Consider the following 13,268-nt stretch of genomic DNA (forward strand, 5'->3'; position numbering starts at 1 on the left):
TGTTGTTGGGTTGCTCGGAGCCGGCGGTCGGTTGTGTTATGGCATCTGGGCATTGAGCGGGGTCGCTGTCAGCGACCCAGAAACACAGTAGAACCGGCTTGAGATCTGCAAAAGATGTCGATTATTTTTTGGCGATAACCTGCGGTGATCACGAACATCGGAGTCCGTTGTTATGCAGTATCCGATCAAGCTCCATCAGATTCGCGCTTTCGTCGAGGTGTCGCGTCGCGGCAGCATTCGTGCGGCGGCGCGTGAACTGGGGCTTTCCCAGCCAGGGTTGACCAAGGCGATTCGGGAACTGGAAGAGGGGCTGGGGGCCGCACTGCTGCTGCGGACTTCCCAGGGGGTGACGCTGACCGAGTCCGGGCGCGCCTTCGAACAGCACGCCCATCTGATCCTCGAGGAACTGCGCCGGGCGCACGAGAACGTCGAACAGCTGAACGGCGTGCTGCGCGGCCAGATCGTGATGGGAGCCTCAGCGACGGTGGCGCGCACGCTGCTGCCTCAGGTGGTCGGCCGCTTCCGGCGGGAACTGCCCAACGTGAAGTTGCGCGTGATCGAAGGTCAGTTGTCGTCGATGGTGGCGGGGCTGCGCGACGGTGAGCTGGATTTTTCGATCAATACCGTTTCCAGCGGCGTGCTCGACAACGACCTCGAAGCGTTGCCGCTATTCTCGAAACCGTTCGTGGTGGTCATGCGTCGCGATCATCCCAAGAGCGGGGCGCGGCGGCTCAGCGAACTGGTCGACTGCGACTGGGTATTGCCCACCGCGCGCAGCGGCTACTACGCCGATCTGGCCGACACGCTGGAGCGCCACGGGTTTTCGCGTGATCAGGTCAGCGTGGTGTGTGACTCTTTCACCACTTCGCTCAATCTGATCCAGCACAGTGACATGGTCGGCGCCTTTGCCAGCGAAATGACTGCCCAGCATGGCATGGGTGAACTGGTGGAGCTGACGCTGGACGACTCGCTGCCGATGGCGACCTTCCACATGATCAAGCGCCGTGGCGTCCCGCTGACGCCGGTGTCCTCGCAGCTGGCGCGGCTGTTCGAGTTCGAGAGCCGGGGCGCTTGAGCCGCTCGCGAATCAGCTCGCCTTGCGGGCCGCTGAGGGTATCTCCACCGGCTCCTCCTCGACGCCATCGAGGCGGTCGGCGCGGCGCAGGACCGGGAAGCCCCACATCCAGATGCCGACGATCGCCAGTGTGCCCAGCGAGCCGATCACCGCCGCCGGCACGGTGCCGAACCAGGAGGCGGTGACGCCGGACTCGAACTCGCCGAGTTCGTTGGAGGCGCCGATGAACAGCATGTTGACGGCATTGACCCGGCCGCGCATCTCGTCCGGCGTCGCCAGTTGCAGCAGTGTCAGGCGCACGTAGACGCTGATCATGTCGGCGGCGCCGGCGATCAGCAGCGCACCGAAGGAGAGCCAGAACCAGTGCGACAGGGCGAACACCAGGTTGGCGAGGCCGAACACCGCCACGGCAGCGAACATGATCGGGCCGGCGTGCCGCTTGATCGCGCGCACGCCGAGGTAGAGCCCCATCAGAAAGGCGCCGACGGCAATCGCGCTGCGCAGGGCGCCGAGCCCTTGCGGACCGACATGCAGAATCTCGTGGGCGTAGACCGGCAGCAGCGCGACGATGCCGCCGAACAGCACCGCGAACAGATCCAGCGAGATGACACCGAGGATCACCGGCTTGCTGCGGATATAGTGAATGCCGGCGGTGAAACGCTGCCACGCGGTATCGTCGGTCTGAATGCGTTCGAAGGCATAGCGTACCGGCACGCTGGCCAACGCCAGTTGAGCGAGAAGGAAGCAGCCGAGGTTGACGCTATAGGTCAACGTCGGGCCGAAGGTATACAGCAGGCCGCCCAGCATCGGCCCGCCGATCACGCCGATCTTCATGATCGAGGAGTTGAGCGCGATCGCCTTGCCCAACTGCTCCCGGGGCACGACCTGCGGCAGCAGGCTCTGCAGCGTCGGGCCGGCGAAAGCGCGGGCGGCGCCGAACAGCACCAGCACGGCGTAGAACGGGGTCGCCGTGTCGGGGGCTTTCAGCGATAACACGACCAACAGTGCGCTACAGATACCCTGGACCAGCCAGCTCAGTTGCAGGATGCGTTTGCGATCGAAGCGGTCGACCACATCGCCGGCCGGCAGCAGCAGCAGGACCATCGGCAGAAATTGTGCCAACCCGACATAGCCCAATGTCAGCGGGTCGCGGGTGATGTCGTACACCTGCCAGGCGACCACGATGGCCTGGATCTGCATGGCGAAGACGGCAAACAGGCGGGAAACGAGAAACGGGGCAAAGCCGGGCTGGCGGTAAACGGGACTGTCACTATCGTGGGCGGGCATGATGTCCTGCGGCAATCGGGGTCGAGGTGCGGACTGCCAAGCATACGCCGATCGGTAGCGTATTGTCGTTGGATGGCCTTGTTTCTATCGCTAAAGATGCAGCCCCTATGCTTGAAAAAGCGCTTTGCACCTCCCAACTGCGGTTTTTGAATGGGTAAAGGCATGCTTTGAATAAGCATGGCTAATGGGTGCTTCAAACACGCGCCAAAATGATGCATTGGCCGATTTTCAGTGCATTTTTCGGCTTCTTTCGGCGCAAAGGCCGGCGTATAGTTCGCTCGCTCTCATCCCGTCCGGCCGATGAGGCACCACGCTCCAGGTGGAACGTCGGCAGTCGCCATGGTGCATCCCCTTGTCGCCATTCTCGCCGACACGTATCGAGGTTCATGAGGTTATGTCACGGCAGCTCCTTTCCATGGCCCTGGCGCCGTTACTCGGATTGTTCATTCTCGGTATCGGCAACGGCTTTCTGGCATCGCTGATCACGCTGCGCCTCGACGCGGCCGGGGCCTCGGTAACGACCATCGGCTGGGTTTCGGCGGCCTACTACGTCGGCCTGGCCATCGGCGCGCTGTTCAACGACCGCCTGCTGCTGCGCATCGGCCATATCCGCGCCTACGCCTGTTTCGCCTCGCTGGTGGCGGTGACGGTATTGCTGCAAGGGCTTTGGCTGAACGCCGAGCTGTGGTTCATTCTGCGCATGATCGGCGGCTGGGCCACGCTGGGCGTTTATCTGGTGATCGAGAGCTGGCTGCTGACCGCCGCCGATACGCGCGTGCGCGGGCGTCTGCTCGCGCTCTACATGATCTCGCTCTACGGCGCCGGGGTGATCGGTCAGCTGTTGCTCGGCGTGGCCGACAACGCCGGCCCCAACCAGCCGTTCATGGTCATCGCCATGCTGGCGTCGCTGTCGGTGTTGCCGCTGGGCATGATCCCGCGCGTCTCGCCGCTGATCGAGCACGCCGAGCCGCTCTCGCCGTGGCGTCTGATTACGGTGACTCCGACCGGGGTCATGGGCTGCTTCGGCTCGGGCCTGGTGGTTTCCGCGATCTACAGCCTGTTGCCGCTTTACCTGCAGCGCAGCGGTTTCGAGGTGCAGAAGATCGGCGAGATGATGGCGGTAGTGATTCTCGGCGGGATGCTGCTGCAGTACCCCATCGGGCGCTGGTCGGACCGCCACGATCGCCAGATCGTGCTGATCCTGATTGGCGTGGTGATGGCGCTGTTGTGCGTCGCCATGATGTGGATGCCGCAACTGCCGTGGCTGCTGGCGGTCGTACTGTTTCTGCTCGGCGGCGGCGTGTTCGCGCTCTATCCGGTGGCGGTCAGCCACGCCGCCGACCGCGCACCGGCTGGCGCGCTGGTACGCATGAGCCAGGGGCTGCTGCTGATCAATGCGCTGGGCGCGACCTTGAGTCCGCCGCTGATCACGCCGCTGATGACCCATGTCGGCGATCCCGGCCTGTTCGTGGCGCTGGCCGGACTGGGCGCCTTCCTGGTGGCGTTCTTCGTCTGGCGGCGTAGTCGCCGTCCGGCGCCGGCACCGGTGGCACCGTTCACCTCCAACCCGCCGCAATCGGTGGTCGGGGCAGAGTTGAGCGTCACCGATGCCTTGGTGCAAGGGGCCATCGAGCATGAGCACCAGGAGGATCTTTCCCAGGTCGTGCCCGATGTGGAGACGGCCTTGCCCGACGAACGGGCGAACTCCGCCGACGGTCCGGCAACGCGGGAAGAGGCAGTCACCGAGAAGGCCGAGGACGATACGACACGGCCGTGAGCGAGCTCGCTTCGGCCTGCCAACAACGCTCAATGGGCGGGATCGACCACCCCGCCCAGCGAGGCATTGCGCCGGAACCAGCCGGCAATGCTGGTCCGTGGCAGCCGGGTCGGCAGCACCTCGTGGGGAATGCGATCCGACAGGAAACAGGCGAAGGTGCCCGCCTCGGGACGGATGCGTGACACCTCCCGCTCGGTCTCGTACTCGTCGAACAGTGCCATTTCGCCACCGCCGTCGGCGGGCCAGTCGGCGTTGAGATAGAGCACTGTCGACACCACCCGGTTGGCGCGGCCGCGAAAGCTGTCGTAGTGCTTGCGGTAGAAAGCGCCGGGTGGGTAGTGGGCGAAGTGCGCCTCGAACTCGAACAGGCCCAGGTAGAGCGCGACATTGATCTGTTGCTGGAGTTCGTTCATCAGCGCCAGGTAACGCCGCTGGGCCAGGCTTTCGCGATCCAGCCAGTGGATGGCGTCGCCGCGAATGTCGCGGCGCAGCGTGCGCTCGTCGCCACGGCCGATGCCGGCTTCCTGCAGCGCCTGACGCTGGTGCAGCATGTGCAGCTCGTCGCGCAGCTCCCGGCACAGGTCGCTGTCGATGAAGCGCTCCCCGACATACCAGCCGCGCGCTACCAGCGCGTCGATCAGCGCCGACAGCTGGGTATCGTCCCAATAGGCATGGTGGGCGTCGGTATGTGGCATGGGCATGAGTGTCCGCTCGGTCAGCGCGAGGCCCCGTTCGGCGCTCGCGGTACTGGCGACGTGGTCTGACGGCGCCGCTGCGGATGATAGCGCAACTCGCCGTGGCTTGGTGCTCGGGTCAGCGAAACGTCGAGACCGAAGCCGACCGACAGCAGTTCCACCAGCATCATTGCCGACAATCCCCATATGACGCGCTCATCCACCCGATAACTGGGTACGTAATAGGGTTGGTCGTCGACCGGGATGACATCGGTGTGGGTGCGGCGGTCGTCGAGGAAGTGGCTGAGCGGCACCTCGAAGATGGCGGCGATTTCGCCCGGTTCGGCGACCAGCGGGAGACCGGGCGGGATCACTCCGACGAAGGGTGTCACGCGCAGGCCGTGCAGCGAGATCACGTCGCTCAGGCGACCGACGACCTGCACCGCATCCGCATTCAAGCCGATCTCTTCCTGGGACTCCCGCAGGGCGGTAGTCAGCAGGTCGCCATCCTCGGGCTCGCGCTTGCCGCCGGGGAAGGCGACCTGGCCGGCGTGCTGCTTGAGATGGGCGGTGCGCTGGGTGAACAGCAGGGTCGGCTCGGGCCCGTCGATGATCGGGATCAACACGGCTGCCTGGGCGAAGGCGCTGCTCAACCTTCTGGGGTGGTGCGCTTGCAGACGCTCGTTGAGTTTCTCTAACATGGTGACTCGGCTCTGTCTGGCCGGCGTACCGATGGGTACCTGGCGGCTGTTGCGAGACGCCGATGAATTACTGTAGCCAGTGTGGCCATCCTGTACGTTTCGCCGTGCCCGAGGACGACGATCGTCCGCGTTTTCTATGCGATGCCTGTGGCGTCGTCCATTATCAAAACCCGCGTATCGTCGCCGGAACCCTGCCGGTGGCCGGCGAGCGGATTCTGCTCTGTCGCCGTGCGATCTCGCCGCGCAAGGGTTTCTGGACGCTGCCCGCCGGCTTCATGGAAAACGGCGAGACCGTCGAACAGGCGGCGCTGCGCGAGACCCGCGAGGAAGCCCGCGCGGTGGTCGACGCCCCTTCACTTTATACGCTGATCAGCCTGCCGCACATCAATCAGGTCTACATGATCTTTCTCGGCGAACTGAACGGCGATTTCGCCGCCGGCCCGGAAAGCCTGGAAGTGGAGCTGTTCGAGGAAACCCAGATCCCCTGGGACGAACTCGCTTTTCCGACCATCGAGCGCACCTTGCGCCAGTTCTTCGACGATCGCCGCCGTGGAACCTTTGAACTGCAACTGAGCCAGATCGGCAAGGAAGAGCGGGAGCGCTACTTCGGCTCGGCTTGAGCAGGCTCCGAGTGGGTTGGCTCTCAGGCCTCGGGCAACGATTCCACGTCGCTCAGCGGCCACACATCGAAGGCCGGCTCTTCGTAGGGATGGGCTTCGATCAGGGCGGCGACGGCGGCACGGATGCGCTGATCCTCGCACACCAGCTCGACCCGATACTCCTCGACCGTTTCCAGTGCGCCCACCGAACCGATATGCGGCTGGGCGCCGGCGAGCGGGCGGAACTGCCCCTGCCCGCGAATCTGGAAGCAGCACGCCTCGTAGTCGCCGATCTTTCCCGCGCCGGTGGCGAATACCGCTGTCTTGACACGTTCGAGGTCCGCCTCGGGAACGTAGAACGCCAGTTTGTACATTTGTCCTCCCGTTTTGGATGCTGCCGCGACGGTGGGCCGTATACGGCGATGATGGCATAATGGCCCCCGTTTCGACAGCGGCCCGCCGCGCTCTGGAGAATGCCGATAAACCACTGCGCTTGCCCACGCAGCGTTGAAATCCGCCTCACAATGCTCATTTACGACTTGTAAACTGCGCTTCTTCGGAGGATTTCGCCTTGCCTGACCATCGCTCGTGACGTTTGTCGACATCCTCCTCTGTCACTCACCTCTGGATTTTCGTCGATCGGGATAGGTTGCGATGTGGAAATGGGTCATGCTGGTCTTGGTCATGATGCTGGGGCTGATGCAGTACCGGCTCTGGTTCGGTGAGGGCGGTATTCGCGAGTTCAACGACATCCAGGCGCGTGCCGATGCGCTGGAAGGCGCGACCGATACCCTGAAGGCCCGCAATGACCGACTCGCCGCCGAGGTCGTCGATCTCAAGACCGGTCTCGATGCCATCGAGGAGCGTGCCCGCAGCGACATCGGCATGGTGCGCCAGGACGAGCAGTTCTTCTGGGTGCCGAATGTCGATACCGGCAAGGGACCGGCGGCCAAGACAGGAGTCGTGCAGCCATGAAACTGTGGTTGATCGTTCCTGCCGCCGGCCGCGGCAGCCGCATGCAGGCCGACCGTCCCAAACAGTACCTTTCCCTGCACGGCCGCAGCGTGCTGGCGCGCACCCTCGAGCGCCTTCATCAGGCATTCCCCGATGCCATTCTCCGACTCTGTCTCGATCCCGAGGATGCCTGGTTCGATCCGGAGGACGTGCCGTTTGGCGAGTGGCAGCGCGTCAGCGGTGGCGAGGAGCGCGTGGATACGGTCCGCCGTGCGTTATCCACATTGGCAGACGAGGCGGCCGACGACGATTGGGTATTGGTGCACGACGCCGCGCGGCCCTGCGTGCGTCTCGAAGACCTTCATCGCTTGCGAACGGCACTCGACGACGAGGCTATCGGCGCGCTGCTGGCGACGCCGGTGGCGGATACCATGAAGCGTGCCGACGAGCGCGGCCGGGTCAGCCACACCGAACCCCGCGACGGGCTGTGGCATGCGATGACACCGCAGGCGTTTCGCTTCGATCTGCTGCGTCAGGCGCTCGATGCCGCGCTCGCCACCGGCGCTTCGGTGACCGACGAGGCGTCGGCGATCGAGGCCATGGGGCTGGCGCCTCGACTGGTGCCGGGCAGTCGCGACAATCTCAAGATCACGCGGCCGGAGGATCTGGCGCTGGCGGCCCGGATCCTTGCGTTGCAGATGGACCCGGCCTCGGCCGCAGAACAGGGAGCCGACGCATGAATCTCAGAATCGGACATGGTTTCGACGTCCATCGCTTCGGCGAAGGCAATCATCTGATGATCGGCGGCGTGCGCCTGCCTTTCGAGCGCGGTTTCGTGGCCCACTCCGACGGCGACGTGCTACTGCATGCGATCAGCGATGCGCTGCTGGGGGCCTGCGCCCTGGGCGACATCGGCCGCCATTTTCCCGATACCGATCCGGCATGGCGGGGCGCGGACAGTCGCGGCCTGCTGCGCCACGTCGTCGCTCTGGTGCGTGACGCGGGCTATTGCGTCGGCAATCTCGATGCCACGTTGATGGCCCAGGCTCCACGCATGGCCGAGTGGATTCTGCCCATGCGCGAAACCATCGCCGCCGATCTCGGCGTCGCCATCGGCGACGTCAACGTCAAGGCGACCACCACCGAGCGGCTCGGCTTCACCGGGCGCGGCGAGGGGATCGCCGCCGAGGCGGTGGTGCTGTTGATGGCGGCCAAAGCGTGAGCGAAGAATCGGACGTGAGCGAAGAATCGGACGTGAGCGAAGAATCTGGCGCGAGCGAAGAGGCCGCGCTCTGGCCGCCACGCTGGGCCTTCGTCGATGGCGAGCCCTCGCTGGCGGGGTTGTATCGTCAGTGTCCCGAGGATTTTCAGGTCGAGGAGCAGCTCGATTTCGAGCCCGAGGGCCATGGAGAACATTTGTGGTTGTGGATCGAAAAGCGGGCGCTGACGACGCCGGATCTGGCGCGCCACCTGGCCCGGCTGGCCGGCATCGCGGTACGTGACGTCGGCTTCAGCGGGCTCAAGGATCGCGATGCGGTCACCCGCCAATGGTTCTCGCTGGCGCTGCCCGGCCGGGAGCTGGCAGCGGGCTGGGACGCGGCGCTCGCCGAGCGCGGGGCGCGCGTGCTCTCGGCGGCACGGCATCCGCGCAAGCTGAAGCGTGGCGTGCATCGTGGCAACCGGTTCCGGCTGCGCATCGCCGGGAAGGCGATCGAGCACGAAGCCACGCGGTTGCGCTGGCGGCGCATCGTCGACCAGGGCGTGCCGAACTACTTCGGGCCGCAGCGCTTCGGCCCGGATGGGCGCAATCTGCAGCGTGCCCGGCAACTGCTGGTGCGAGGCTGGCGCAAGCGACAGGATCCCCAGGGCCTGCTCCTTTCGACCGCACGCAGCTATCTTTTCAATACGCTGCTGTCCGAACGTGTCGCGGACGGCACCTGGTGCACGCCGCTGGATGGCGACGTGCTCAACCTGGAAGGCACGGCCAGCCGGTTCGGGGCGGCGACGGTCGACGCCGAACTGTCGGCACGCGCCAGCGCCGGCGATCTCCATCCCACCGGACCGCTGTGGGGATGTGGCAATCGGGAAACCGCTGGCGATGTTGCCGAGCGCGAAGCCCGGTTGGCCGCGCGCTACCCCGAGCTGAGCCAGGGGCTGGAGGCGGCCGGCGCCCGTCAGCAGCGACGAGCGCTGCGCGTGAACGTGGCCGAAGCGACATGGGAGCGTCGGGCCGATGCCGTGTGGCTCGGTTTCACGCTGCCGCGCGGGGCTTTTGCCACGGCCGTGCTGCGAGAGCTGTTTCGACATCCGACACTGACATGACCGGCGGTGTCCAGGGTCAACGAGAGCGGTCGGTGAGAACGAGCCATAAGGAGTGAGGAAGATGCGCAGACTGCTACTGTCCAATGACGATGGCGTTCACGCCCCCGGGCTGCAAGCGCTGGCGCAGGCACTCGAAGCGCATGCGCGGCTGAGAGTGGTGGCGCCGGATCGTGACATGAGCGGGGCCAGCAATTCGCTGACGCTGACACGGCCGCTGGCGCTGACGCCTATCGACAACGGTTTCTACAGCGTCGACGGCACGCCGGCCGACTGCGTCTATCTCGGCGTCAACGGCGTCTGGGAAGAGAAGCCCGATCTGGTCATCTCGGGTATCAATCACGGCGCCAACCTGGGCGACGACGTGCTCTATTCCGGGACCGTCGCCGCGGCGATGGAGGGCCGCAATCTGGGCATGGCGGCGATCGCCATCTCGCTCTGCGGCCAGCGCCATTTCGAGACCGCCGGGCGGGTGGCGGCGAGCCTGGTGGGCGCCGCCGACAACCTGTCGCTGCCGCCGCGCAGCCTGCTCAACGTCAACGTGCCGGATCTGCCCTGGAGCGAGATCCGCGGGTTCCGCGTCACCCGCCTGGGATATCGCGGTCCGGCCTCGCAGCCGATTCACATGCAGGACCCACGCGGTCGCGACCGCTACTGGATCGCGGCGGTTTCCGAGAACGCCGACGATGGCCCGGATACCGACTTTGCGGCAATCGAAGGCGGGTTCGTGTCGATCACGCCGCTGCAAACCGATCTTACCCGTCACGAGACGCTCGATGATGTACAGGGCTGGCTGGATGGATTGTCACACGCCTGAGGAACTCAGCGGTGTCGGCATGACGTCGCAACGAACGCGCAATCGCATGGTCGAGCGCTTGGTGGCCGCCGGCATTCGTCATGCCAAGGTGCTCGAGGTGATGGCCGCGGAACCGCGCCATTTGTTTCTCGACGAAGCGCTGGCGCATCGTGCCTACGAGGATACCTCGCTGCCACTGGGGCTGGGGCAGACGCTGTCGCAGCCTTGGATCGTGGCGCGGATGAGCGAGCTGGTGGCGCTGGCCGAGCCGCGGCGGGTACTCGAGATCGGTACCGGCTCGGGCTACCAGACGCTGATCCTGGCGCGGCTGGTGGAACGGGTATGGAGCGTCGAACGTATCGCCGCGCTGCAGGCGCGGGCGCGACAGCGGCTGCGTCGCCTGGGCGCCGGCAATGTCTTCCTGCGCCATGCCGACGGCGGCCAGGGGTGGCCGCAGGCGGCGCCGTTCGATGTCATCTTGTTGACGGCCTGCGCCAGCCAGTTGCCCCAGACACTGTTGTCGCAGCTGCGTGATGGCGGCGTGCTGATCGCGCCGTTGGCCGATGGCGAGGGGCGCCAGTGGCTGACCCGCATACGTCGCCGGGGTCAGGCCTTCGATCATCAACGTCTTGAAGAGGTGCGTTTCGTGCCGTTATTGGAAGGAGTCATTCGTTGAAACGCATCGCGACAACGTTTTTGAAAGGAATGGGGATGGGTGCGGCGGATGCGGTGCCGGGTGTCTCCGGCGGCACCATCGCACTGATCGTGGGCATCTACGGGGAATTGATCGAGACCATCAAGCGCTTCGGGCCGGGCGCCATCGGGGTCTGGCGCCGGGAAGGCACCGCGGGCCTGGTCGGCTATCTCAACCTGCGTTTCCTGATCCCGCTGATATTGGGCATCGGCGTCAGCCTGGTTACCGTCGCCCATCTGGTCACCTGGCTGATGGCGCAGCACGTTCTGCTGCTCAATGCTTTCTTCTTCGGCCTGGTGCTGGCATCCGCCTGGATCGTGACCCTGCAGGTCGGTCACTGGCGCTGGCGCTACCTGTCGCCTGTGCTGTTCGGACTGGTGGTCGCCGTCTATCTGCCGCATCTGTTGCCGGACATGAGCCAGGCAGGCAGCACGACGCTGTTCATCGCCGGGGCGATCGCCATCAGTGCGATGCTGCTGCCTGGTGTTTCGGGTAGCTTCCTGCTGCTGGTGATGGGGCTCTACGGCACGGTGATGAGCGGCATCAAGAGCTTCGATCTGGGGCTCATCGTGGTCTTCGGCGCCGGTTGCGTACTGGGACTCTTCACCTTTTCTCGACTGCTCTCGTGGCTGCTGCGCCGCTACCACGCGCTGACGTTGATGGCGATCGTCGGCTTCATCCTGGGCTCGCTGCCCCAGCTCTGGCCCTGGCGCCAGGTGCTGAGCTACCGCATGGCGGAGAACGGCCAATCGGTGGCGTTGGCCTATCGCTATCTCATGCCGTCGGATTACGCCGCGGTCACCGGCCAGCCATCGCAGTGGATTGCCGCGATAGCATTGATCGTCGTAGGTATCGTAGTGGTAATGTGCCTGGGCGAGCGGAAGGAGAAGGCGTAGCCGGAGAATGCTGACAAACTACTGCGCTTGCCCATGCAGCGTTGAAAATCCGCCTCAAAATGCTCATTTACGACATGTAAACTGCGCTTCTTCGGCGGATTTCGCCTTGCCTGGCCATCGCTCGTGACGTTTGTCAGTATCCTCGCCGGGCGCCTGCCGATCCCTTCACGGCTTTTCGTCACGAAAAAGGAATTTTCTCATGAGCAAGCGTCATACGGCCCTGTTACTGGGAGTCTTACCCGCGATGGTCATCGGCTTGAATGCCTGTACCACCTCCAGCGGGCAACCGCAGGTCCAGGATCTTTCGGTCAGTCGCAACAGCCAACCGAGCTCGACTTATACCGTCAAAAGTGGCGATACCATCTATGGCATTGCGTGGCAGAACCGGGTCGACTTCCGTGATCTGGCGCAGTGGAACGGCATCTCGCCACCTTATCGGCTCGAGCCGGGCCAGCAACTGCGGCTGACTTCCGGCGCCAGCGTGAGCGGCAGGCAGAACGTGGCGTCCTCCGGCGGGGGCGCTACCGCTACGCCATTGGGCGGTGGCAATACGCAGGCCAGCGGGGACGATGAAAACCCGTCCTGGCTGTTGCCGGCTACGGGCGGCGCGGCTGCCAGCGCCGGCCAGACGTCATCGTCCAGCTCAGCGGGCGCCAGTTCAACGGGCGCCAGTTCAATGGGCGATGCCTCGCCGGGGCCGGTATACGATCAGAATCAGACACAACCCGATTCTAATGCGGTGGCGGCGGCCGGTAATGCGGCTTCCGGGCAACAGGCGGCGTCCGCGTCTCAAGATTCGGCGGCGTCGGAGCAGGGACCGACATCGTTGGCGACGGCTGACACCGCTTCGTCATCTTCATCTGCTTCCATGGCACGTGAGGATACGCGCACCCCGGCCGGCAACGATGCCGGCACCGAGGTTGCGGGTGAGCCCAGCGGAGCACCGGATCGTTCCGATCGGACCTATCAGCCGGTGGAGGACGTACCCTGGCAATGGCCGGCCGACGGTCAGTTGATCGGCCGCTTCGACGACGACTCCAACATAACGCCCGGCATTGATATTGCCGGTCAAAAGGGGCAACCTGTGAAAGCAGCCGGACCAGGGATTGTGGTGTATGCCGGCGATGGTGTACGGGGATATGGAAATCTCATCATCCTCAAGCACAACGATCGCTTCTTGAGTGCCTATGCACACAACGACACGTTACGAGTGAAGGAGAACGATGTCGTTGAGGCCGGAGAAACGATAGCTACCATGGGGCAGACGGATGCTGACCAGGTTGAGCTACATTTCGAGGTTCGCGTCAACGGCCAGCCTCAAGACCCGCTGCAATACTTGCCCAAGCGCTGATCGCGAGATCGGTGCTTCATACCGCTGCGTCGGGAAGCGTTGTGTTCGAACGCCGATCGACATCCGAGCCATGCCGATGACCGTACGGGCTGCGATAGCCACTGCGGTCTTCGGTCGAAGGGGCCGGGACGGTCGGCGTCGCTCC

General features: G+C 64.7%; 15 protein-coding genes. 11 read left to right on the forward strand and 4 right to left on the reverse strand.

All coding sequences use genetic code 11. The annotated features are described in order from the left end of the window. The first annotated feature begins 172 nt into the window (after window positions 1–172). Window positions 173–1,075 (forward strand): LysR family transcriptional regulator, encoded by a 903-nt coding sequence (locus DOM57_RS11890; RefSeq protein WP_110649406.1) that lies wholly within the window; start codon window positions 173–175, stop codon window positions 1,073–1,075. A gap of 12 nt (window positions 1,076–1,087) precedes the next feature. Here DOM57_RS11890 and DOM57_RS11895 read toward each other — a convergent pair whose 3' ends face one another. Then, window positions 1,088–2,362: an MFS transporter gene (locus DOM57_RS11895; protein WP_110649407.1), complete on the reverse strand. Its 1,275-nt coding sequence runs from the start codon at window positions 2,360–2,362 to the stop codon at window positions 1,088–1,090. A 394-nt stretch (window positions 2,363–2,756) separates the two neighbouring features. On the opposite strand from DOM57_RS11895, the gene DOM57_RS11900 reads away from it, so the two are divergent. Beyond that, window positions 2,757–4,139 (forward strand): MFS transporter, encoded by a 1,383-nt coding sequence (locus DOM57_RS11900; RefSeq protein WP_110649408.1) that lies wholly within the window; start codon window positions 2,757–2,759, stop codon window positions 4,137–4,139. A 29-nt stretch (window positions 4,140–4,168) separates the two neighbouring features. Here the strand turns inward: DOM57_RS11900 and DOM57_RS11905 are convergent, their stop codons facing one another. Then, window positions 4,169–4,834: a 2OG-Fe(II) oxygenase gene (locus DOM57_RS11905; protein WP_204352953.1), complete on the reverse strand. Its 666-nt coding sequence runs from the start codon at window positions 4,832–4,834 to the stop codon at window positions 4,169–4,171. A gap of 20 nt (window positions 4,835–4,854) precedes the next feature. Beyond that, window positions 4,855–5,514 (reverse strand): CoA pyrophosphatase, encoded by a 660-nt coding sequence (locus DOM57_RS11910; protein WP_110649410.1) that lies wholly within the window; start codon window positions 5,512–5,514, stop codon window positions 4,855–4,857. 62 nt (window positions 5,515–5,576) lie between these two features. Here DOM57_RS11910 and DOM57_RS11915 point away from each other — a divergent pair, with 62 nt between their 5' ends. Beyond that, on the forward strand, window positions 5,577–6,134 hold the full coding sequence (locus DOM57_RS11915) for an NUDIX hydrolase (protein ID WP_110649411.1): 558 nt from the start codon (window positions 5,577–5,579) through the stop codon (window positions 6,132–6,134). A gap of 23 nt (window positions 6,135–6,157) precedes the next feature. On the opposite strand, the gene DOM57_RS11920 is transcribed toward DOM57_RS11915, so the two are convergent. Beyond that, on the reverse strand, window positions 6,158–6,487 hold the full coding sequence (locus DOM57_RS11920) for a YqfO family protein (RefSeq protein WP_110649412.1): 330 nt from the start codon (window positions 6,485–6,487) through the stop codon (window positions 6,158–6,160). 295 nt (window positions 6,488–6,782) lie between these two features. On the opposite strand from DOM57_RS11920, the gene DOM57_RS11925 reads away from it, so the two are divergent. From DOM57_RS11925 to DOM57_RS11960, 8 genes are all read left to right on the forward strand, one after another. Then, window positions 6,783–7,088 (forward strand): septum formation initiator family protein, encoded by a 306-nt coding sequence (locus DOM57_RS11925; protein ID WP_338056475.1) that lies wholly within the window; start codon window positions 6,783–6,785, stop codon window positions 7,086–7,088. After that, window positions 7,085–7,807, forward strand: a complete 723-nt coding sequence (ispD, locus tag DOM57_RS11930; protein WP_110649414.1) for a 2-C-methyl-D-erythritol 4-phosphate cytidylyltransferase — start codon at window positions 7,085–7,087, stop codon at window positions 7,805–7,807. The genes DOM57_RS11925 and ispD overlap by 4 nt, the downstream gene beginning before the upstream one ends. Further along, window positions 7,804–8,289, forward strand: coding sequence for a 2-C-methyl-D-erythritol 2,4-cyclodiphosphate synthase (ispF, locus tag DOM57_RS11935; protein ID WP_110649415.1), 486 nt, complete (start codon window positions 7,804–7,806; stop codon window positions 8,287–8,289). The genes ispD and ispF overlap by 4 nt, the downstream gene beginning before the upstream one ends. A gap of 32 nt (window positions 8,290–8,321) precedes the next feature. Next, window positions 8,322–9,389 (forward strand): tRNA pseudouridine(13) synthase TruD, encoded by a 1,068-nt coding sequence (gene truD, locus DOM57_RS11940; RefSeq protein ID WP_110649489.1) that lies wholly within the window; start codon window positions 8,322–8,324, stop codon window positions 9,387–9,389. A gap of 61 nt (window positions 9,390–9,450) precedes the next feature. After that, window positions 9,451–10,203, forward strand: a complete 753-nt coding sequence (surE, locus tag DOM57_RS11945; RefSeq protein ID WP_110649416.1) for a 5'/3'-nucleotidase SurE — start codon at window positions 9,451–9,453, stop codon at window positions 10,201–10,203. 19 nt (window positions 10,204–10,222) lie between these two features. Next, complete coding sequence (locus DOM57_RS11950; RefSeq protein ID WP_239496203.1) at window positions 10,223–10,858, forward strand: protein-L-isoaspartate(D-aspartate) O-methyltransferase; 636 nt, start codon at window positions 10,223–10,225, stop codon at window positions 10,856–10,858. A gap of 35 nt (window positions 10,859–10,893) precedes the next feature. Then, window positions 10,894–11,772 carry a DUF368 domain-containing protein gene (locus DOM57_RS11955; protein WP_239496204.1) on the forward strand — a complete coding sequence of 293 codons (879 nt, stop codon included), beginning with the start codon at window positions 10,894–10,896 and terminating at the stop codon, window positions 11,770–11,772. A gap of 199 nt (window positions 11,773–11,971) precedes the next feature. Then, on the forward strand, window positions 11,972–13,123 hold the full coding sequence (locus DOM57_RS11960) for a peptidoglycan DD-metalloendopeptidase family protein (RefSeq protein ID WP_110649418.1): 1,152 nt from the start codon (window positions 11,972–11,974) through the stop codon (window positions 13,121–13,123). Window positions 13,124–13,268: the final 145 nt, after the last annotated feature.

Origin of the sequence: Salinicola peritrichatus, from assembly GCF_003206715.1 — a bacterium.
Taxonomy (GTDB): domain Bacteria; phylum Pseudomonadota; class Gammaproteobacteria; order Pseudomonadales; family Halomonadaceae; genus Salinicola; species Salinicola peritrichatus.